Source organism: Agarivorans sp. QJM3NY_33 (assembly GCF_050870865.2).
Taxonomy (GTDB): Bacteria; Pseudomonadota; Gammaproteobacteria; order Enterobacterales; family Celerinatantimonadaceae; genus Agarivorans.
The window spans coordinates 3,771,558-3,793,861 of the sequence record NZ_CP194039.2 but is presented as its reverse complement, the minus strand read 5'-3'; the positions used below and the strand labels follow the sequence as shown (position 1 = coordinate 3,793,861).

At 44.0% G+C, this 22,304-nt stretch carries 19 protein-coding genes; 14 read left to right on the top strand and 5 right to left on the bottom strand.

Annotated elements, in window-relative coordinates:
* Nucleotides 1-58 precede the first annotated feature (58 nt).
* The 7 genes from ACRRSY_RS17140 to ACRRSY_RS17110 all read left to right on the top strand — a co-directional run bounded on the left by ACRRSY_RS17140 (nt 59) and on the right by ACRRSY_RS17110 (nt 8,322).
* Nucleotides 59-1,171 (top strand): adenosylhomocysteinase, encoded by a 1,113-nt coding sequence (locus ACRRSY_RS17140; RefSeq protein ID WP_432459942.1) that lies wholly within the window; start codon nt 59-61, stop codon nt 1,169-1,171.
* Nucleotides 1,172-1,501: 330 nt separating this feature from the next.
* Nucleotides 1,502-2,600 (top strand): peptide chain release factor 2 gene (gene prfB, locus ACRRSY_RS17135; protein ID WP_432452048.1). Its coding sequence is split into 2 segments (ribosomal slippage): nt 1,502-1,576 and nt 1,578-2,600, totalling 1,098 coding nucleotides; the frame shifts between segments, so codons are not numbered across the junction.
* Between the two features lie 40 nt (nt 2,601-2,640).
* Complete coding sequence (gene lysS, locus ACRRSY_RS17130) at nt 2,641-4,122, top strand: lysine--tRNA ligase (RefSeq protein WP_432456151.1); 1,482 nt, start codon at nt 2,641-2,643, stop codon at nt 4,120-4,122.
* A 113-nt stretch (nt 4,123-4,235) separates the two neighbouring features.
* Nucleotides 4,236-4,691 (top strand): DUF1499 domain-containing protein, encoded by a 456-nt coding sequence (locus tag ACRRSY_RS17125; protein WP_432452049.1) that lies wholly within the window; start codon nt 4,236-4,238, stop codon nt 4,689-4,691.
* A 213-nt stretch (nt 4,692-4,904) separates the two neighbouring features.
* The gene (locus ACRRSY_RS17120) at nt 4,905-5,888 is read left to right on the top strand and encodes a substrate-binding domain-containing protein (RefSeq protein ID WP_432452050.1); all 984 of its coding nucleotides are present in this window, start codon (nt 4,905-4,907) and stop codon (nt 5,886-5,888) included.
* A 455-nt stretch (nt 5,889-6,343) separates the two neighbouring features.
* Complete coding sequence (locus ACRRSY_RS17115) at nt 6,344-7,327, top strand: substrate-binding domain-containing protein (RefSeq protein WP_432452051.1); 984 nt, start codon at nt 6,344-6,346, stop codon at nt 7,325-7,327.
* 248 nt (nt 7,328-7,575) lie between these two features.
* Entirely contained in the window at nt 7,576-8,322 is a 747-nt protein-coding gene (locus ACRRSY_RS17110; protein WP_432459940.1) for a carbonic anhydrase, read from the top strand.
* Between the two features lie 378 nt (nt 8,323-8,700).
* Here ACRRSY_RS17110 and ACRRSY_RS17105 read toward each other — a convergent pair whose 3' ends face one another.
* Genes ACRRSY_RS17105 through ACRRSY_RS17095 form a run of 3 tightly spaced genes read right to left on the bottom strand, consistent with a single transcriptional unit; the run spans nt 8,701 to nt 10,503 of the window.
* Nucleotides 8,701-9,264 (bottom strand): DJ-1 family glyoxalase III, encoded by a 564-nt coding sequence (locus ACRRSY_RS17105; protein WP_432459939.1) that lies wholly within the window; start codon nt 9,262-9,264, stop codon nt 8,701-8,703.
* Nucleotides 9,257-10,195 (bottom strand): ketopantoate reductase family protein, encoded by a 939-nt coding sequence (locus tag ACRRSY_RS17100; protein ID WP_432459937.1) that lies wholly within the window; start codon nt 10,193-10,195, stop codon nt 9,257-9,259. The genes ACRRSY_RS17105 and ACRRSY_RS17100 overlap by 8 nt, the downstream gene beginning before the upstream one ends.
* Nucleotides 10,138-10,503: a VanZ family protein gene (locus ACRRSY_RS17095; protein WP_432452055.1), complete on the bottom strand. Its 366-nt coding sequence runs from the start codon at nt 10,501-10,503 to the stop codon at nt 10,138-10,140. The genes ACRRSY_RS17100 and ACRRSY_RS17095 overlap by 58 nt, the downstream gene beginning before the upstream one ends.
* A 74-nt stretch (nt 10,504-10,577) precedes the next feature.
* Here ACRRSY_RS17095 and ACRRSY_RS17090 point away from each other — a divergent pair, with 74 nt between their 5' ends.
* Complete coding sequence (locus tag ACRRSY_RS17090; protein ID WP_432452056.1) at nt 10,578-11,060, top strand: YajQ family cyclic di-GMP-binding protein; 483 nt, start codon at nt 10,578-10,580, stop codon at nt 11,058-11,060.
* A gap of 165 nt (nt 11,061-11,225) precedes the next feature.
* Here the strand turns inward: ACRRSY_RS17090 and ACRRSY_RS17085 are convergent, their stop codons facing one another.
* Both ACRRSY_RS17085 and ACRRSY_RS17080 read right to left on the bottom strand, forming a co-directional pair.
* Nucleotides 11,226-12,224 (bottom strand): substrate-binding domain-containing protein, encoded by a 999-nt coding sequence (locus ACRRSY_RS17085; protein ID WP_432452057.1) that lies wholly within the window; start codon nt 12,222-12,224, stop codon nt 11,226-11,228.
* A 344-nt stretch (nt 12,225-12,568) separates the two neighbouring features.
* On the bottom strand, nt 12,569-13,687 hold the full coding sequence (locus ACRRSY_RS17080; protein WP_432452058.1) for an ABC transporter ATP-binding protein: 1,119 nt from the start codon (nt 13,685-13,687) through the stop codon (nt 12,569-12,571).
* Between the two features lie 282 nt (nt 13,688-13,969).
* On the opposite strand from ACRRSY_RS17080, the gene ACRRSY_RS17075 reads away from it, so the two are divergent.
* From ACRRSY_RS17075 to lamB, 6 genes are all read left to right on the top strand, one after another.
* Nucleotides 13,970-15,208 (top strand): extracellular solute-binding protein, encoded by a 1,239-nt coding sequence (locus ACRRSY_RS17075; RefSeq protein WP_432452059.1) that lies wholly within the window; start codon nt 13,970-13,972, stop codon nt 15,206-15,208.
* Nucleotides 15,209-15,263: 55 nt separating this feature from the next.
* Nucleotides 15,264-16,568, top strand: a complete 1,305-nt coding sequence (locus ACRRSY_RS17070) for an ABC transporter permease subunit (protein ID WP_432452060.1) — start codon at nt 15,264-15,266, stop codon at nt 16,566-16,568.
* 10 nt (nt 16,569-16,578) lie between these two features.
* Complete coding sequence (locus ACRRSY_RS17065) at nt 16,579-17,421, top strand: sugar ABC transporter permease (RefSeq protein WP_432452061.1); 843 nt, start codon at nt 16,579-16,581, stop codon at nt 17,419-17,421.
* A gap of 2 nt (nt 17,422-17,423) precedes the next feature.
* Nucleotides 17,424-18,659, top strand: coding sequence for a glycoside hydrolase family 53 protein (locus ACRRSY_RS17060; RefSeq protein WP_432452062.1), 1,236 nt, complete (start codon nt 17,424-17,426; stop codon nt 18,657-18,659).
* A 21-nt stretch (nt 18,660-18,680) separates the two neighbouring features.
* Nucleotides 18,681-20,753 carry a beta-galactosidase gene (locus ACRRSY_RS17055; protein WP_432463697.1) on the top strand — a complete coding sequence of 691 codons (2,073 nt, stop codon included), beginning with the start codon at nt 18,681-18,683 and terminating at the stop codon, nt 20,751-20,753.
* Nucleotides 20,754-20,999: 246 nt separating this feature from the next.
* On the top strand, nt 21,000-22,253 hold the full coding sequence (gene lamB, locus ACRRSY_RS17050; RefSeq protein ID WP_432452064.1) for a maltoporin LamB: 1,254 nt from the start codon (nt 21,000-21,002) through the stop codon (nt 22,251-22,253).
* The last annotated feature ends 51 nt before the right edge of the window (nt 22,254-22,304 follow it).

Genomic DNA, 22,304 nt, shown 5'->3' with positions numbered 1-22,304 from the left:
TGTTCTAAAAATAGATAATCATACAATGGCAATACCTAAATGAAACGGATGAATATAGATGTCTCAACTATCGGATAAGTTTTTGCAGCAGCTCAACTGGGTTTGCGGTCAGATGCCTCGTACGGAACGGGTTTTAAATGAATTTTCTAGCCTACCACCAGTCAAAATCGCCATTTGCACCCACCTTGATATTAAGATGGTCCCGGTATTTGAAGGTTTGCTAAATGCGGGTTGCCAACTCTTTATCACCACCTGTGATCCGAATACAGTGCGTGATGAAGTGGTTGCTTACTTAGTGAGTAAAGGCGCAGAGGCCGAAGCTTGGAAGGGGATGTCACAGCAAGCGTGGTTGGCTTCCTTAGACAAAGCTGTGGCTTGGCAGCCACAATATATCTGTGAATTTGGTGGCGAGCTGACCGCCCTCTATCATCATCAGCAGGCTTCTGGTCTGGTGGCTGCGATGGAAGGCACAGGCTCTGGTGTTGCCAAATTAAGGCCCTTAGCTTTGTCGGTCCCTGTATTGAATTGGGATGATTTGGATGCCAAAGAGGGCTTACATAATCGTCATATGGTGGGACTCACCGCCTGGCAAGCGTTCTGTGAGCGTACTCATTTAACCCTGCATGAAAAACGAGTGACCTTATTAGGTTATGGTTTGGTCGGGCAGGGCGTTGCGGCGGCGGCGCGGGCCTATGGCGGTCAGGTCACAGTGATCGAACGAGATCCGGCACGCCAGCTTATGGCGGCTTACGATGGCTGGGCAACCGCAGCGCTTGACGATGTACTCGCCAGTACCGATGTATTGGTGACGGCCACTGGCGCTAAAGCGGTGGTTGGGCGTTCGCAATTAAGTCGACTCAAATCCGGTGCTTTTGTTATGAATGTGGGCCATGGCAGTGGTGAAATTAAAATGGCTGAGTTAAGTGATGACCCCGTCAGCGAAGTGATGCCACATATTCACCAATACCATATCGATGGTAGATCGGTGTATGTACTAGCGAATGGTGCGATGTTTAATTTAACCGCTGGGTTTGGCGATAGTATTAATGCCTTTGATGTGACGCTGGCGATTATGGCGGGAGGATTGAAATACATGTTACTTCAAGGGAAGGATTTACCCGTGAGCTTACATCTCTTGCCCGAACAGGCTTGGAAGTCGGCACTCTCATGAGTTTCATCTTAGTTTCAGTCGTGTGAGCAGTTTTGATGAACCGTCAGCGTTGACTCGATCTCTTGGCTTGAAAGGGCTCAGCATCGCCTTTTTATGCTTTTCCTGATGAAGTATGCAACACCCTCGAGAGAGACTGCGGTGCAAACCAACCTTGATTGTGGTGTAAACAGCGGATAAATTTTGATTGCTATCGTGCTCACAAGGCGCATTATTCCCAGTTCCACTTAAATAACTACTTTTTTAAGTGGATCCTGATTTCAGCTATGTTTATTCCCTGCATAATTGGTTAAAATTGCGCGTTTTTGGTACTCAGACGTAGGTCATTACAAGATGTTTGAAATTAATTCGGTGAATAATTCTCTGGCAGATATTAAAGAGCGTACAGAAGTACTCCGGGGGTATCTTTGACTACGATGCCAAGGCAGAGCAGTTAGAAGAAGTTAGTCGCGAATTAGAGCAACCTGAAATTTGGAATGATCCCGCTCGCGCCCAAGCTTTAGGTAAAGAGCGCTCGGCTTTAGAGTTAGTGGTAAAAACCATTGATAATCTGACGCAAGGTATTGAAGACGTTGCTGGTTTGGTTGAACTAGCGGTGGAAGCGGAAGATGAGGAAACCTTTGAAGAAGCACAAGTAGAAGCGGCGGACTTGGTGACTCAGTTAGAAAAACTCGAGTTTCGCCGAATGTTTTCTGGTGAAATGGATGAAAGCGATTGTTATATCGATATTCAGTCCGGCTCCGGTGGCACCGAAGCACAAGATTGGGCCAACATGATGTTGCGCATGTACTTGCGTTGGTGTGAGGCCCATCAGTTTAAAACTGAAATTGTCGAAGTCTCTGATGGCGACGTCGCGGGGATTAAAGGTGCCACCATTAAAGTGAGTGGTGAATATGCCTATGGCTGGTTACGGACTGAAACTGGGGTACATCGTTTGGTTCGTAAGTCGCCTTTCGATTCGGGTGGTCGCCGCCATACTTCATTTGCATCGGCATTTATTTACCCTGAAATCGACGATAGTATCGAAGTTGATATTGATCCCGGCGATTTACGGATTGATGTTTATCGTGCCTCTGGCGCAGGTGGTCAGCACGTGAACCGAACTGAATCTGCAGTACGGATCACCCACTTGCCTACCAATACTGTGGTGCAGTGCCAAAATGACCGTTCTCAGCACAAGAATAAAGATCAAGCGATGAAGCAGTTAAAAGCCAAGTTGTTTGAACTGGAACTGCAAAAGCAAAACGCTGAAAAGCAAGCAGCAGAAGACACTAAATCGGATATTGGCTGGGGCAGTCAAATTCGTTCCTATGTCTTAGATGATTCACGTATTAAAGATCTACGTACTGGTATTGAGAACCGAAATACTCAAGCAGTATTAGATGGTGATTTAGATAAATTTATTGAAGCTAGCCTTAAATCAGGGCTGTAACGAGCAAGGTTTTCACATGTCGGAACAAACAGAACAAAGTCTGGAACAAGTAACACAAGAAGAAAATAAACTAATTGCAGAGCGTCGCGCTAAGTTAGACAAGATCCGCGAAAACTGTGCAGCCAATGGCCATCCAAATCATTTCAAACGTGAGCATTTAGCAGACAGTTTACTGCAAAGTTTTGGTGAACTGTCTAAAGATGAGCTTGAACAAGCCGGTAATGTGGTGAGCATTGCAGGTCGTATTATGGCGAAACGTGGTCCATTTTTGGTGTTACAAGATGTTTCTGGTCGTATTCAAGCTTATGCGCCAAAGCCGGTACAACAAGCGCTTAAAGAAATCGGTGGCTTAGACATCGGTGACATTATTGGTGTTAAAGGAGCGCTACACAAGTCGGGTAAGGGCGATCTCTATGTGAATATGGATGACTACGCTTTATTGACCAAAGCCCTACGTCCCTTGCCTGAGAAGTTCCACGGTTTAACCGACCAAGAGCAACGTTATCGCCAACGTTATGTTGATTTGATCATGAATGAAGATTCACGTACGACCTTCATGATCCGCTCTAAAATTATCTCAGCCATCCGTCAATTCATGATTAAACATCAGTTTATGGAAGTGGAAACACCGATGATGCAAGTGATTCCTGGTGGCGCGACTGCGCGTCCATTTGTGACTCACCATAACTCCCTCGACCAAGAGATGTTCCTGCGGATTGCGCCAGAGCTATATTTGAAGCGTTTAGTGGTGGGTGGCTTTGAGCGAGTGTTTGAGATTAACCGTAACTTCCGTAACGAAGGTTTATCACCTCGCCATAATCCAGAATTCACCATGATGGAATTCTATATGGCTTATGCAACCTTCGAAGATTTAATGGATCTCACCGAATCGATGTTGCGCAGCATTACCCAAGAAGTATTGGGTTCAAGCGTAGTGCGTTATGGTGACGAAGAATTTGATTTTGGGAGTACCTATCAGCGTATTCCAATGAAGCAATCGATTCTGGATTTCAACCCTGAACTGGGTGTTGAACAGTTGCAAAGTCTCGAGGCTGCCAGCGCAGTGGCGAAGCAACTTGGTATTGAAGTGCAAGCCAATTGGGGTCTTGGTAAAGTGATTACCGAAATCTTTGAAGAGACCGTTGAGCACCGTTTGATTCAACCGACTTTCATTACCGAATATCCAGCGGAGGTGTCTCCTTTAGCTCGTCGTAATGATAACGATCCGATGATTACCGATCGTTTTGAATTCTTTGTGGGTGGGCGTGAAATTGCCAACGGTTTCTCTGAGTTAAATGACGCACAAGATCAAGATCAACGCTTCAAAGACCAGGTTTCACAAAAAGATGCCGGTGATGATGAAGCGATGTTTTACGATGCAGATTATATTACTGCGCTAGAACATGGTTTAGCACCGACTGCTGGGCAGGGGATTGGCATTGATCGCTTGGTGATGTTGTTCACCAACAGCCATACTATTCGTGATGTTATCTTATTCCCAGCGATGCGCCCGCAAGCTTAACTATTTAAAAAGACTGAACAAGCCAAGCACTTTTAGCGAAGTGCTTGGCTTTTTTTTGCTTTACAGTGAGCTATAGTCGTGAATACAGGTTTGAGTGGTGAATAGGCGAGATAATGAAGATGGTGTTGCTTGGGACGGTTTTGGTACTACTGGTATTGCTTGGGGGGATGAGTTATCAAAACCTCAAAATGCCAAGCAACCTCGGCCTCAAGGATGGTCATTTAGCTGCGCTGGCGAGCACGCCTAATGGCGTGTCAACAGAAGCTCAAAACGAGAGTAAAAAAGTTGCGGCGTTACCCTTTAAAGGGGATTTAAAACAAACTCAATTGGCTGCTTTAGGCGCGTTGGCGAAAATGGGGAACAACCAAGTGATGCTCCGTAATGAAGTTTATGTTCACACGGTGTTTATTACCGCTAAGCTGCGCTTTCGCGACGATGTTGAGCTGTACTTTGACCCGCGACAACAGCAAGTTCATTTTCGTTCGCAGTCTCGAGTCGGTTACTCTGATCGAGGAGTAAATTTGGCGCGTTATCGGCAGTTTGCCAAGCTCTATACGGAGCAAGAGTGAGCAAATCATAGCGCCTCGCTTTTAACTTGAGACTTAGCGGTGTTGTCTAGGCATGCTTGTTTTACATTTACCGATAGGAAAAATTCAGCGCTTACTGGGTACTTTCTTTTTCAATAAAGCGTGACCGAGTGTCCAAATGCTAGATGTTCTCTTTACCAAGATCGATTTGTTGTCTTAGCTTATTAAAGGATTATCACTAGACGCGGTATCAGCATGAAGTCTTTACTGACTATTTTAACGGTTTTTATTCTGAGTCTTGGGACTATGGCGCAGGCGCAAAAACTCCGTTATTTGGTGATCCCCAAAAGTGTCGACTCTCCTTTTTTTGATGCCGTGGAAAAAGGCTGCAAGCAAGCTGCGATCGAGTTAAATGTTGAGTGTCTCTATCTCGGGCCCGAAGAAGCGGATGCTCGCTTTCAAGATACCATCATTCGTCAGCAAATAGACGCCGGGATTGATGGGATTGCGGTTTCGGTGATTAACTCTCGGGTGTTGGTTAACCGTAGTATGTTGTTGGCAGCCCAAAAAAACATCCCGGTCATTAGCTTTGATTCGGATTTTTCGGAGCAAGCCCTGCAAGATAATCCTCAATTACGTTATAGCTACATTGGCAGTGATAACTTTCAGTTTGGCTATCAATTAGGCCTACTAACCAAGCGCTTAAAACCGAAAGGAGGGGTCTTTTGTATTTTGTCTGGACATCGAGCTGCGGCGAATATGGAAGAGCGCATGGCTGGCGTGTATGCGGCTTTAAAACTCAATGATGAGCATAAGAATGAGCTTTGGGAAGAACATACTCGCTGCCCAATTTACTCTGATGATGATGCACATAGAGCACTCTCTAATTTAGAAAAAATGCTGCGCTTACATGCCTATGCTCCTGAGTTATTAGATGTGTTAATTAATCTAGGTACCGGCGCTCAAACATTAACATTAAAATACACCGACGTTGTTAGCCCCTACCTCAAGGAACTTAACTCACGACAATTGATCTTGCTGTTTGGCGATACCTTACCTAAGCAAAAACAGTTGTTAATCGAAGGCTTAGCTCATGGAAATGTAGGCCAAAGGCCCTATGATATGGGGTATCAGGCGATTTACGCACTACATAGCATTAGGCAGGGCAAAACACTTGCGCCAATCATTTATACTGATTTAGAAGTTTGTGTGCAGGGGCAACAGCCACTTTGCCATTGATGTAGTGCGTGGCTTTCGCCGAGCCTCGGGCGTTTTAGCATTCCTTAATAACCGTTTTGTCGACTGGTTAATGCTTTTGGCTTTAGCCCTCAACAATGATTATAAGGTTTACAATCAGCATCGCAGAATACTGAACGCCCTCTACTAAGAGCCGAGAATCCACTACGGTTGATATTCATAGCGCTTACCTCTTATCTGTTTGTTTGTCTTTACCATACAAAAAAACCAAGCCATCGGCTCTCCCTTTTCAATTTCCGAGCGATGCGTTCCGTTAATCAACAGACTCGTTGAACCTCAAATAGTTATTTTTAGCTGCGGATAGATTGTATTTAGTGCTTATTTTACGCCTCCCCTTCACAAAGCGTGATCAGGTATTCAAATGCTGGATATTCTCTTTACCAAGGCTGATTTATTGACTTAGCTTATAACAGTGCTTAATCAGACGCGGTGTCACCATGAAATCTCTATTGATCATTTTAGCGGTTTTTTTTCTGAGCTTTGAGGCGATGGCGCAGCAGCATAAACTCCGCTATTTAGTGATCCCAAAAAGTATCGATTCTCCCTTTTTTGATGCTGTGGAAAAAGGCTGCATGCAAGCAGCGGCAGAGCTAAATGTTGAGTGTCTCTATCTAGGCCCCGAAGAAGCCGATGCTCGCTTTCAAGATAAGATTATTAGTCAGCAAATAGAATCGGGAATTGATGGGATTGCGGTTTCGGTGATTAACTCTCGGGTGTTGACCAAGCGAAGTATGCTGTTAGCTGCCGAAAAAAATATCCCGGTGATTACCTTTGATTCGGATTTTTCTGAAGTCGCTTTGCTGAAAAATCCTCAGTTACGTTATAGTTATATCGGTAGCGATAACTTTCAGTTTGGCTATCAACTGGGCCTACTTGCTCAGCGTCTTAGGCCACAAGGCGGGGTATTTTGCGTGCTTTCCGGTCACCGTGCCGCGACCAATATGCAGGAACGCATCAGTGGCCTATATGCCGCGTTAGGGAATAATAATCAAGATGAAGCGCCGCTCTGGGAAGAGCATACCCGCTGTCCTATTTTTGCCGATGACGATGCCGATAGAGGGCTGACGACTTTAGATAAAATGATCCGTTTACATATGTATTCTCCAGACTTGCTAAATGTATTGATTACCTTGGGTATGGGGGCCCAAGCAACGCCCTTAAAATATACTGACTCGGTCAGTCCTTACCTTGACCGACTTAACTCACGCCAATTGATCTTGCTGTTTGGGGATACATTACCGAAGCAAAAGCAGTTGTTAGCGGAAGGTTTCGCCCATGGCAATGTCGGCCAAAGGCCCTTTGATATGGGGTATCAGGCCATCTATGCACTCCATTCAATTGGTCAGGGTAAAACACTTGCGCCGATCATCTATACCGCTTTGGAAATCTGCGAACAGGGGCAACAACCGCTTTGTCAGTGATAAGCTGAGCTTGCCTTGCCTTACTTGCCTCAGATGATACCGACCGGTACGTCGCGCTTGCAGCTGTTGTTAAAACTGATGATTTGTTCCAGATATTTTGAAGAGGCATTTGTGGGCGTAAATTTTACTTTGCTTAGCTGAACAAGTTTATCTCGACTTAATGGTTGGTGTTTTGCTTAGCAGGCCGTATAAAAGTCATCAGCATAATTTTATGACATATCGTGTAATCAATAAAAAGGAAATAATGAATGAATAAGGCTTCGATTAAACTGAGTGTATTGGCTTCAGCGCTGCTTATATCTAGTACCGTCATTGCTCAAGAAGGTAATCATTGGGGCTATACCGGACATCAAGGCCCGGAGCATTGGGCTGAATTGTCACCCGCTTTTGCGACTTGCGCGAGTGGTGTCAATCAGTCACCTATCGATATCAGTGACAGCGTCGAAGGCGAATTAGCGCCCTTGTCTTTTGACTATCAAGTGGCGGGTCAGCAAATTTTGAACAATGGCCATGCGGTGCAAGTCAATTATGCAGCTGGTAGCAAACTGAGTGTTGACGGTCACAGTTTTGAGCTGAAGCAATTTCATTTTCATGCTCCGAGTGAAAATACCATTGAAGGCCAGTCTTTCCCAATGGAAGCTCATTTTGTACATGCCGATGCTGAAGGCCATTTAGCGGTTGTGGCGGTGATGTTTGAAGAAGGTAAAACAAATCCAGAGCTTGCCAAAGCGTGGGCACAATTGCCGCATAAAACGGGTGAGAAATTCAAGCTTGAGCAGCAAGTGAGTGCCCTTAGTCTGCTTCCGGAAGATCATGATTACTATCGTTTTAATGGCTCGTTAACAACGCCGCCTTGTAGCGAAGGTGTGGTTTGGTTAGTGATGAAACAGCCGGTGAGTGCATCGAAACAGCAAATCGAGCAATTTGTTGAAGTATTACATCACCCTAATAATCGCCCAGTACAGGCGCGTAATGCCCGCGTTGTGATTAAATAATCCTCGCTTGTTAGTCAAACTTAGTGCCCATGGCGCTAAGTTTGACTCCCTTATAGAATCTTCTTTTTCATTTTTTTCCAAGTTTGATTTGATCATTGTTGCTTGAAAATACATGAGGTTAAACTAAGAAGGCTTTATTGTTCTTTGTTTGATTGCGTTGGCGCTCATAGACTTTTCGAATCAAGATGTTGTCGCTGAATTAGCCAAAAATCTGGGTCATTCACACTTGCAAGTGGCCGGAGACTATTGGCATATTTAAAATTTATTGAGTCTACAGTGGTTGCTATTAGAACATGTCGGCTCGTCATCGACATTGTTACTTGCAATCACGAGGCGAAGCATAAATTTTTGTTGGCTGGACTAAGAAAATTGTTGAGGCTATTTGGCCATGATCATCGGTATTGCAATCGAGTTAGCGAGTGCTTGCCCTTTAATTTGTGCCACTAGCGCCAGGCTAAATTCGATGGCTGTTCCCGGTCCTTGACTAGTAATGAGTTTATGGGGGTGATCCACCACCACTCGTTGCTTGGTTCGTTGCGTTTTGGGCAGTCTTTGTTGAAAAACCGGATGACCCGTTACCTGAGCTCGACCCAGCAGCTGATGGTGTGCCAGTACGATAGCGGGGGCTGCACAAATAGCCGCTAACCACTGCTGAGCATGGCGTTGTTGCAGCATGGTGATTAAGCCTTCACTATCTCGAAAACGTTCGCTTCCGGGGACCCCTCCCGGTAGTACAAACATACAATAGTCGTTAGCGGAAATCTGCGAGAGCAACTTGTCTGCGACCAGCTTCACACCCCGAGACGCTGTGATTTGTAGTTGTTCATCGGCATCGACGCTGACTACATCGACCTCTATTTCAGCGCGTCGTAATACGTCGATTATGGTCACCGCTTCTATTTCTTCACTGCCAGAAGCAAGTGCTACCATCACTTTATCCATGGTGACTCTCCAATAATTTAATTTGTTCCAACAATGCTTTATGGTGCTGACAAGGCAGCTGGTGGATTTCGGCTAAGCGAACTACATAACCATTAATGTAGTCGATTTCGCTGGGTCGGTGATGTTTTATGTCTTGCTGCATTGAGGAATAGTTGTGGGCGGTATTGCTAGCCACCATCAATACCGTGTCAGTTAAGGTTTGCGAAGATAAGTTTATCCCCTCGGCTTGGGCCACTTGGCTAAGTTCTTGGTTCAACGCGCCGATTTGTTGGCGGTAGCGCGTTTGTAGGAGCTCGCCATTGGTGCAATTGTGGATGGCTGTGAGCGGGTTGATGCAGCAGTTTACTGCCAATTTTAACCACAAGGCTTGATAGATATTGTCTTGCCACAGTAAAGGGGCGATGGCGTTTTGAATCGAGTTGAAATGCTCAGGTGCAGCCTGACTGCGGATCACCGAGCCGATGTCTATTCTACCTAAACCGGTATGTTTCACGCTTAATTGCCCGGCTGTTTTTTGTTGTAGCAAAACGCCATGGGTATTACTGGCCAAACAAAGATGACCCGTGTCAACGCGGCTTAATAGTGGCGTGTGGGCGCCTAAACCATTCACCATTAGTAATACTTGGCAATCTTTGGGGAACTTGAGGTGTTGGATGGCTGGGCGCACTTGATGGGCTTTCACGCAGATAATAAGCCAATGACAGCCGGGTATTTGAGTGAGTACCGGTACATCCAGCTGGATTGTACCTTTGATTAAACTGGTGACGCTCAGCGCTAACTGGCTGGGAACTGTTTGTCGACTATCGACAAAACAGACCGAATTTTGCAGCCCTATATGTCCGGCCAACCAGCCCCCAATGGCACCAGCGCCGATTATTGCGCAGTGATACATCGATTCACCTTTTTCAATAATGCCCAACGACTCAACCATAGATAACTACCAATGCCCAGCAAATCGGCCAGTAGATCTGCCACCGATGCTTGGCGATAGCTGGTAAAACTTTGGCATAACTCGATCAGCGCACCAAATGCTAGCAAGCAGAGTAGGTTTATTTTATTTGAAAATAGGGCTAATTGAGCTAACCAAGCCAAATAGAAGAAGCAGCCGTAGTGTAAAATTTTATCGGTGTTTTGTAATGGGCCTTGCAGTGCCATGGGGCGTAGCGCTAATACAAATACTGTAATTAGACTAATGAAAAATAGGCTACGGAAGATTAATCTGCGTTGGTTCGCCACCACACCATACTCTTTTGCTGACAAAGGGATATAATGCAATATTTTCGCATAAGGCCAGATCTAAAGGGAGAGAAAACATGCCTTCTTTTGACATCGTTTCAGAAATAGAAAGCGCAGAAGTTCGTAATGCGTGTGAGAATGCCGCTCGTGAATTAGAGATCCGTTTTGATTTTCGCGGGGTGGAAGCCAGCTTTGAATATAAAGACGACAGCGTCAAAATGACCGCCGAAGCTGAATTTCAGCTTAATCAAATGCTTGATATATTGCGGGGAACTTTAGTGAAACGCTCGGTTGATACCAAGGCTATCGATCTTGCGGATATTGTTCATACTGGCAAGACTTATTCGCAGATGGTTAATTTTAAAAATGGTATCGATCAAGCTATTGCTAAAAAGGTCGTCAAGCAAATTAAAGATGCAAAATTGAAAGTGCAGGCCTCTATTCAAGGTGACCAAGTTCGAGTAACGGGTAAGAAACGCGACGATCTTCAAGCGGTGATGAGCTTGATGCGCGCTGCTGATTTTGAACAGCCCTTTCAGTTTAATAACTTTCGCGATTAAAAGGTGTATTTAACTTTTTATTACACCCTTCGTTAGTTTTTTGATGATGCGGCTTGGCATTCACTGATCGTGGGTGATGGATCCGTGGCTTGTTGTGCTCGCTCGGGTCGAATCGCTTGCGTGGCTAGTGCGGGCCGTATTACAAGTACGATTCGTACCAGTGAATTATTTATTTGCGACCGATAAACGCTGTACTAAAGTGGGCACAAAAATCTGTATGTCATTATAACATGGCTCTTTGTTTGCCAGTTTTAAAGCTAAATTAGCCGCTTTTTCTGCCATCATTTGGATCGGATAGCGGATCGTGGTTAATTTGGGATGTAAGTACTTCGCAATCAGGCCATCATCGAAACCAATTAATGACATCTCTTCAGGGGCCTTGATGCCATTTTCCTCAATGATTGATAGTGCCCCTGCTGCCATATAATCGTTATAGGCTGCCACTGCCGTAATGGGTAAGTTTTTGGTCAGTAGATTGGTCATGGCTTGCTCTCCACCTTTTTCATCGGGAGAACCGTATTCGATATGGCTTGCACTGTGCTCAAGCTGGTAAGCCTTGAGGGCATCGATGTAGCCATTCTTCCGCTGTTCTACATCTTCAATATTGTGATTCGAACAAATATAGCCGATGGATGTGTGGCCTTTTTTTATCAGAAATTCGGTCGCGAGATAGGAGCCTTTGTGGTTATCCAAGGCAATACAGCGCTCAGCTATTTCGGGGATAAAGCGGTTGATCAGTACCATCGAAGGTATTTCATGGGCAAATTCTATCAGCTCTTCATTACTCAAGGCTTTACTATGAACAATCAGTGACTCGCAGCGACTATTAATTAACAGTTCAATGGCTTTGCGTTCGATCTCGGCATTGTGGTAGCCGTTACCGATGAGCAAGTGTTTTCCATGTTGTAGCGCGATGATATCGATTGCTTTGACGATGCCGCCAAAAAACGGATCGGAAACATCGCCAATTAATACCCCGATGGTATTGGTTGATTGGTTGACTAATGCTCTGGCGTTGGCGTTGGGTCGATAGCCAATGTCTTTCATTGCCGCTTTCACCGCAACCTTGGTTGCCTGGCTAGATTTCCCGGAGTTATTAATGACTCGAGATACAGTCGCAACGGAGACTCCCGCTTGCTTGGCGACATCCTTGATGGTTGCCATTATTACCTCTTTGTATTAATGGGCTGTTGTGACGCATTCCATGCGTACAATCATTGAAAATTAGTTTCTCATTAAACATGAAAATGAGCATATTTAACACTAGGGGCTTAGCAAAAATGATAAAAGCACAGCTATTTTGGGGCTCTTATCGATCGGTCGATATTTCGCGCTAAGAACCATGAAACAGAGTGAACAGCGCAAATATCGTTCAATCACCACTTAAACTGCCAGGCAGCATTTGTCGAGGGAAATATTGCCTGCTTTACAACTAAATAGCACAGGTTTCTCCTTATCGAAACAGTCGACAAACCGCTGCAGCAATCATCTTGAATACTCCGCTGACCTTAGGCGTTGGCTGCGTTTTCAAGGACTGGTTTAAATTGTTTAATATTTTGCCCTTGCGGATTAAATACATGAATAGAATCAGTATCGGTGTAAAGCGTCATTGATGTATAAGGCTTGAGTGGGCAATCTCCAGAATTAAGAAATTTAAAGTTTTCGATGCCATAGCTTTGACCAAATACATAGGTGCTGCTGCCTAAACGCTCGACCACTTCAGATTGAAATTCGATAGCAAACTCACCTGCATCTAGGTTGAGGTGTTCTGGTCGGATCCCTAAAGTTAACTCGTCACCTAGTGCGCATTTCTCGGTGCTAATATTTAAGCTGGTTTCTTGGGTTTGCCCTGCAATTTTTACTCGAAGCGTTTCTTCTGACCAATGGCAGACGGTTGCGGGTATAAAGTTCATTTTGGGTGAACCGATGAAACCAGCTACAAATTTATTCGCTGGATGGTAATAAAGATCCATTGGACTCCCAAATTGCTCAATGGCTCCTTCTTTAAGCACCACTATTTTATCTGCCAAAGTCATGGCTTCGACTTGGTCATGGGTAACATAGACCATGGTTGATTTTAGTTCTTGGTGCAGTTTGGCAATGTGTAGCCGCATATCGACTCGTAGTTCGGCATCTAAGTTGGATAAGGGTTCATCAAATAAGAATACATCTGGGTTACGAATAATTGCTCGACCAATGGCGACGCGTTGACGTTGACCGCCAGATAGTTGCGCTGGTTTTCGGTCTAACAAGGCTTCAAGTTGCAGGGCTTGCGCCACTTGGTGAACTTTCTTTGCAATTTGTTCTTTGGGGGTTTTACTCACTTTTAGGGCATAGCCCATGTTTTCGGCGACGGTCATATGTGGGTATAAGGCATAGGATTGGAAGACCATTGCCACGCCTCGTTGGGACGGTTGAACATCGTTAACGACCCGATCTTTAATTGATATAGTACCTTCGCTGATATCTTCTAGACCCGCAATCATACGTAGCAGGGTTGATTTACCACAACCTGATGGTCCAACAAAAACCACAAATTCCCCATTATTAATGGACAGATTTACATGATGGATTGTCTGTGTCGCGCCAAAACGCTTTACAACATTCTCTAGTTTAATTGAAGCCATAGGGGATTTCCTCGAGTTAGTTTTCGCTTTGCCATATGTTTCATCAGAGGACAAAGGCGTTTTCCCAAATTAGATAGATAAGGTTTTCATTGGATTATACGTAGAGAGTGTAAACGTTACCCCTTTTTTTCTTTTTTTTTGCGTATGTGCTCACGAATATAGTTATTTAGTGTGGAATTTGCGCATTGTGTAGGCGTATCTTTGCGGTGTAATCGTTTTCTCTGGCGCAGGGCTGACGACAATATAAGCGATAAATCCTACACAAATAATTCAGGAGACGTGATGAAAAAACTTACGATTTGCCAAGCAGTATCGGTCGCACTTATTGCGGGGAGTGCCTTGAGCTCTGCAACAGTGTTTGCTCAATCTAAGTTGTTGGTCTGGGAAGACATTCAAAAAGCAGTTGGTAATGAAGAAGCAACGAAGCAATTTGAACAAAAATTTGATGTGAAAGTGTCGGTTCAGGAACTGCCATATGGCGGCCAAGTTGAGTCATTACGGATGGATGGCCCAGCAGGGACTGGTCCTGATGTGATTAACTTACCTCACGATCAAATTGGTAGTGCGGTGGTTCAAGGTTTGTTGGTGCCGTTGAAGGTGGATGCTGCAGTTCTTGATACTTTTACCAAATCATCGATAGACGCCTTGAGTTACAAAGGTCAGTTGTATGGGATCCCTAAGGCTGTAGAAACCGTAGTTATGGTATATAACAAAGATTTGTTACCCGAACTGCCCGCCACCATGGAAGAGATTTATCAGTTGTCGTTAAAAGCCCGCGAGCAGGGTAATTATGGTCTGTTGGCTAAATGGGACGAGATTTATTATGCCTACGGAATTGTGAAAGCAATGGGCGGCGATATCTTCGCTAAAAACGCCGATGGTTCTTATGATGCGAAGCACTTGCTATTGAATACTGATGGTGCGGTTGCAGGTGGTCAATATATCGAGAAATTCTTTAAAAATGGTGCATTTCCAAGCGGTATCATAGGCGACTCTGGTGCGAATGCGATTGATTCACTATTTACTAGTAAAAAAGCTGCCATTGTACAGACCGGCCCTTGGTCTTTTAAACCTTATGAAGAAGCTGGCATTAACTTCGGTGTTGCGCCGCTGCCGACTTTACCTAACGGTAAACCGATGAGTTCGTTCATGGGGGTGAAGAGTTACAGTGTTTCGACCTACTCTAAAAATAAAGATCTAGCTCTTAAATATATCGAGTTCATTAATAACTATGACAACGCCAAACGTCGTTTCGAACTGACTGGTGAAGTTCCAGCAGTAAAAGCCTTGATTGATGATCCGATTGTTAAAAATAATCCTGGTGCGAGAGCGGTTGCGATGCAGTCAGCACATGCCACTCCAATGCCGTCGATTCCTGAGATGAATGAAGTGTGGGGGCCTGCTAATAGTGCCTTGCAACTGATTGCTACAGGTAAACAGACGCCAAAAGATGCATTAGATAGTGCAGTACAAGCGATTGAAATGCAGATTGAAGCCAATCAAGCGATGATGGGCCAATAGTCTGTGGTTGTCAGCCTGAGTGTTTCAGGCTGACATAGTTGTATAGGAAAAATTTATGCCTTCGATGTCTCAAGATATATCACCGAGCAATATTAATTCTAATACTCAGCACCGTATTTATGCGGCTTGCTTGTCTATTATTCCCGGGCTAGGTCAGTTATATAATAAGCAGCTGGCAAAATCGGTGATATTTTTTATTTTCGTACTAAGTTTTGTTGGGGTTTTTCATGATTTTTTAACATCAGGCTACTGGGGGTTATTCACTTTAGGTGAATCACTGCCAGAAGATAACTCTGTGTTTCTACTTGCCGAGGGTATTATTTCGGTGATCGTTTCTGTGTTTGGGATCGGGGTTTACGCCTTATCGATTTACGATGCCTATATTAATGGAAAACTGAGAGATCAAGGCAAAGAACTTAATTCTATTCGTCGCCAATATCGTACGGTGCTCGAGTCTGGTTTCCCCTATTTAATGATTTCGCCAGCTTTTATTTTGTTGGTATTTGTGGTGGTTTTTCCCATCGTTTTCGGTTTTGCTATTGGTTTCACTAATTACAATTTATACAATTCTCCGCCAGCGAAGTTAGTGGATTGGGTTGGCCTTAAAAATTTCATCAATATCTTTGAAATTAATCTATGGCGGAAGACCTTTATAGATGTGTTGCAGTGGACCGTGATCTGGACCTTGCTTGCGACCACTCTGCAGTGCACGGTGGGGGTTTTATTAGCGATTCTGGTGAATCAAAAAGATCTTAAGTTTAAACCGCTGATTCGAACTATTTTTATCTTACCTTGGGCGGTCCCCGGTTTTGTGACCATCCTTATTTTCACTGGGATGTTTAATGAAACCTTTGGGGTAATAAATAACGTCGTATTACATGCCTTTGGGATTGATCCTAAGTCTTGGTTAACTGACCCTTTCTGGACTAAAACAGCATTAATTTTAATTCAAACATGGCTTGGTTTCCCCTTTGTATTTGCGATGACTACTGGGGTACTACAGGCGATTCCGAATGACCTGTATGAAGCGGCGACTATTGATGGCGCGAGTAAATATCAGCAATTAAAAACCATTACCATACCTTTGGTTTTATATTCGATAGCACCCATTCTAATTACTCAATATACCTTCAACTTTAATAATTTTAATATTATTTATTTGTTTAATAATGGAGGTCCGGCGGTGATTGGCAGTAATGCAGGTGGAACTGATATTCTGGTGTCATGGATTTATAAATTAACCATGTCTTCTTCCCAATATTCTATCGCAGCGGCGATTACTCTGCTTCTTTCTATCTTTGTAGTGGGTATTGCTCTATGGCAATTCCGTATGACCAAGTCTTTCAAAGAAGTCGCTTAAGGGATTCACGATGAGCATTAAACGTAGTAAATATATTCGGTTATCTTTAAGTTATCTGCTAATTATCGCGATAAGTATCATCATTATTTATCCCTTGATGTGGACGGTGGGGGCATCTTTTTATCCAGGTAATAGCATCATGGGCGATTCAATATTCCCTGATCAACCGACTTTAAGTCATTATTTGACCCTATTTAAAAATGACAAAGTGTCTTATTTAACTTGGTATTGGAATAGTTTGAAAATTAGTGTCATGACTATGGTCTTAACGCTAATTAGTGTTTGCTGTACTTCTTACGCCTTTTCTAGGTTTAGGTTTAAAGGCAGAAAGAATGGCTTAGTGCTGTTTTTGCTGCTGCAAATGGTGCCGCAATTTTCAGCCCTTATCGCCATTTTTGTTCTGGCACAAATGTTGGGACTCATTAATAGCCATATCGCTTTGGTATTGGTTTATGTCGGCGGAATGATCCCAATGAATACCTACTTGATGAAAGGTTACTTGGATGCGATTCCTAAGGACTTGGACGAGTCTGCACGAATGGATGGTGCGGGAAGTTTTCGGATCTTCATCGAAATCATTATGCCTTTGTCCAAACCGATTATTGCGGTCGTCGCTTTGTTTTCCTTTACCGGACCATTAGGCGATTTTATCTTGGCGACCACTATTTTACGTACCCCCGACAATTACACCTTACCAATTGGTTTGTACAACTTGGTTGTCGAAAAAATGGGTGCCAGTTATACAACTTACGCAGCTGGAGCAGTATTGATATCTATTCCAGTCGCCATTTTATATTTGTCCCTACAAAAATACTTTGTATCAGGATTAACCGCAGGAAGCACAAAAGGGTAACCATGAAACATTTAACTCTACTTTCTTTGGCAGCCGTGTTGTCAAGCTCTGTTATCTTAGCGGGCTGTCAGTCAGTCACGTCTTCGTCAGCTCAGACCAATGCTGAACCTCAGCTACAGTCAATCGTTCCAGCTCAGGTACGCAGTGACTTTATTAAAGGGGTAGATATCTCGATGATCCCCGAAGTTGAGGCGCTTGGTGGAAAATACTATCAAGATCACCAGCAGATGGATCCCTTAAAAATTATGCAGCAACATGGGATTAACTATGTACGTATGCGGGTGTGGGTGAATCCACAAACGCTAGACGGTAAACCTTATGGTGGTGGTAATTCGACCCTAGCTCGGGCAATTGATATTGGCCAACGCGCTCATCAACTCGGCATGAAGTACTTGTTGGATATTCACTACAGTGATTTTTGGACCGATCCGGGAAAACAGTTTAAACCGAAGGGCTGGGAGACATTATCTTTTGAGCAATTGGTAGGCAAAGTGGGGAGTTATACAACCGAGGTGATGCAGGCCCACCGTGACGCTGGGGTAATGCCAGATATGGTGCAAGTGGGAAATGAGTTAAACAGTGGCATGTTATGGCCTGAAGGAAAAAGCTGGGGAGGCGATGGCAAAGAATTTGATCGTTTGGCTGCGTTACTTAAATCAGGTATCACCTCAGTAAAGGCCGCCTACAGGAGTGATCAGCAAGTAAAAATTATGCTTCACCTCGCGAAGGCGGGTGATAACGGTCTGTTTAGATGGTGGTTCGACGAGATAACCAAGCGTGATGTTGATTTTGACATTATTGGTATGTCTTATTACCCCTTCTGGCATGGGCCTGTGGCGGCGGTGAAAGCCAATATTGCGGATGTCGTGAAACGCTACCACAAACCGGTGATTATTGCCGAAACGTCTTACGCCTATACCGCTAAAAATGGTGACCAGTTGGCGAACGCTTATACCGGTGAAACGCCTGCTGAGGGCTATCCGGTATCGGTGCTTGGCCAAGCTAAGTTTCTCAAAGACATGATGGAATTACTAAATAATGTGCCTGATCAACAGGGCTTAGGGCTCTTCTACTGGGAACCTGCATGGTTACCGGTGGCAAATGCAACTTGGGCAACTGAAGAGGGTATGACTTACACCGATGATCATTGGCAGGCGGGTAATTCTTGGGATAACCAAGCCTTATTTGATTTTGAAGGAAATGTTTTGCCTTCAATGCAAGTGTTTAACGGTCAGTAGTCATTGTTTTAAGGACATATTATGAGTCATTTTTCGCCAATTATTCCAAATGTAAAGGGTTTGCTCCATGGGGCGGATTATAATCCAGAGCAATGGTTAGATCGTCCCGATATTCTCGAACGAGATATTGAATTAATGAAGCAAGTTCGCTGCAACGTGATGTCGGTTGGCATCTTTAGTTGGGCGGCGATAGAGCCTCAAGAAGGCCAGTTCAATTTTGGCTGGTTGGATCAGGTGCTGGATCGTTTGGCCGAGAACAATATCTCGGTATTTTTAGCAACCCCTAGTGGCGCTCGTCCGGCGTGGTTATCGCAAAAATATCCCAGTGTGCTGCGCGTGAACAATGCACGGGTGAAGCAATTGCATGGCGAACGGCATAACCATTGTTATACCTCGGTCGATTATCGCGCCAAGGTGGCAATGATTAATCAGCAATTGGCTGAGCGTTATTCCTCCCATCCAGCGGTGATAGCATGGCATATTTCTAATGAATATGGTGGCGATTGCCATTGTGATGAGTGTCAAAGTGCATTTCGGCTTTGGTTACAAAATAAGTATCAGAGCCTGGATGAGCTGAATCAAAAATGGTGGAGCCAATTTTGGAGTCATAATTACTCGAGTTGGTCACAAATTGAGTCGCCTTCGTCAATCGGCGAAAATTCAGTGCATGGTTTGAAGTTGGACTGGAAACGTTTTGTGAGTGAACAAGTCACCGACTTTTGCGTGCAAGAAGTTAAGCCCTTGAAAAAAGTGAATGCCAAGCTGCCGGTGACTGCAAACCTAATGGAGTATTTCTACGATTATGATTACTGGAAGTTAAGTCAGGCCATTGATATTGCTTCTTGGGATAGTTATCCCTTGTGGCATCAGGGGCAGGATGATCTGGGTTTGGCCTGTTATACCGCAATGTATCACGACTTAATGCGCAGCTTGAAAGACCAACCCTTCCTATTAATGGAGTCAACGCCAAGCCAAACCAACTGGCAACCAGTGACAAAGTTGAAGAAACCAGGGATGCATTTGCTTGCCTCAATGCAGGCTGTTGCTCATGGTTCAGATTCGGTGCAGTATTTTCAGTGGCGTAAGAGCCGTGGTTCGGTAGAGAAGTTCCATGGTGCAGTGGTCGATCATGTCGGTCATGTTGATACTCGAGTCGGTAAAGAAGTGGCACAAGTCGGCCAACGACTACAACAGCTTTCGGGACTCGCCGGCAGTCGAACGGCAGCAGAAGTTGCCATTATTTTTGATTGGGAAAGTCGTTGGGCTATGGATGATGCGCAAGGCCCACGTAATGAAGGTTTGTTTTATGAGCAAACGGTGAATGATAATTACCGAGGTTTTTGGGAGCAGGGGATTAACTGTGATGTCATCGAACAGTTATCTGACTTCTCTACATACAAAGTGATTGTCGCTCCTATGCTTTATTTGATTAAACCCGGTGTTGCAGAGCGTATCGAAGCCTTCGTTAATCAGGGTGGGGTATTTGTTGCCACCTATTGGAGTGGCATTGTTGATCAAAATGATTTGTGCTTTTTAGGTGGATTCCCAGGCGGAAGTGACAGTCCTTTACGTCATACCCTTGGCATTTGGGCCGAAGAGATAGATTCCCTTTACGATGAAGAGCGGATAGAAGTTGTGGCAGAGCCAATTAATCCATTGGGTCTGAGTGGATCATACCAAGCGCGCCATCTATGTGAATTAATCCATTGCGAAGGGGCTGAGGTTATCGCGCGATACAATAGTGACTTTTTTGCGGGGATGCCAGCTGTCACCTGTAATCGCCAAGGCGAAGGTTACGCCTATTATATTACGTCTAAGAACAGTCTCGATTTTAACCGTGACTTTTATCAAGGGATTATCCGCCGCCATCACTTAACGAGGGTGATCAATAGCGAATTACCTCAGGGGATATCGGTCACCAAGCGTCACAATCAAAGCACTGAGTATCTATTTGTCATGAATTTTTCAACCCAAGAGAAAGAATTATTATTAGATGATACAAACTATGTTGATGAAAGTACTCAGCATAGTTTAATAAATGCTCAAATTAAACTTTCTGGCTATGAAGTAAAAGTATTTAGCAGACCAATATAGCCTTATAAACCTTATTCCTTGTAATGTCTTAGCCAGCTTATTAAAAGCTGGCTTTTTTTTAGTTCCATCAATATATGTGACTCATATAGCAAAAGTTAATAAAATTAAGTAAAAAATGTAAACGTTTCCATTTGTTGGGTGAATGTCGCGAATTTTTGTTGTTTAATAATATTACAATGTGTTCTGGCTAAGGCTTGTTATAAAAGAAAAGCTAGATGCAATAATTACAAAAAGTATAAGGATGTTATGATGAAAAATAGTTTAAAACCGGTTGTTTCTGCGGTACTTCTTGCAATGGTGGCAGCGCCAGCGTCTGCGGTAGATTTTAGTGGTTATGTGCGTGCTGGAATAGGTATTGATACAGCCGGCGGCGGTGTGCAAGGCGGCGACGAATTTCAGAAGCAAAAGCTTGGTCGTCTAGGAAATGAATTTGATACTTATTCTGAAATTGGCCTAGGTCAGGAATTATTTAACGACGATGGCAAGAGTGTCTATTTTCAAAGCATGTTTGAAATGTCATCTGATGGTTTTTCTGAGACAGAAAAGACCACCGATGACAGTGCGAACTTCTCGATCAAGCAGTTAAATATGCAAGCCAAAGGGTATATTGCTGCTGCTCCAGAAGCGGTCGTTTGGGCGGGTAAACGTTTTTATCAGCGTCATGATTTGCACATTATCGATACCAAATACTGGAATGTATCGGGTTACGGTTTTGGTCTGGAGGGGGTTCAAATGGGCCCTGGTGCATTGTCGACGGCAATTATTCGTGGTGACCAGGATGGTTTAAACATCAACTATGTTGATGTTCGTTATGCGGGAATGAAACCTTGGCAGGGCGCTTGGGTAGAAGTTGGTATTGATTACGGTATGACCAATCCTACCGACCAGCAAGAAAAGGATAACGTAGATTTTGACAATGGCTTGATGCTTACTGCAGAACTAAGTCAAAGCTTCTCTATGGGTTACAACAAAACTGTATTGCAATACATGGACAAAGGCCTAGCGCAAAACGCGGTCTCGCAAGGCGGTGGTTGGTATGATGTATGGAGTGGTGATGTAAATAGCGCTAAAGGTTACCGCTTGATTAATACTGGTGATATTAACATTGGTGATAATATCATTATTGATCATGTGTTTACCTACGGTTATGCGCAAGACCACGGTGTTGTAAATGGTGTTAAAGTTGACGATGAAACGCTGCTTTCATTAGTCGCTCGTCCGACCTATAACTGGTCTAAATACAATAAAACAGTATTAGAACTAGGCTACTTTACGCAAACTAAGAAATTGGTTAGCGGTTCTGAAAGCAAAACTGGTGGTAACAAAGTGACTATTTCACAAGTCTTAGCCACTGGTGAAGGCTTCTTTGCTCGCCCTGAGATTCGTTTCTACGCAAGTTACTTTAAAGATACCGAAGGAAAATCTTTTAATGTTGTTGATCAGGTTGCTCAAGATGAAGATTCAGTCAAACTAGGTGTTCAAATCGAAGCTTGGTGGTAGGCCGATTAGAACAGAGCGGTGCATGATTGCACCGCTTTTTTTCGTTTTTTA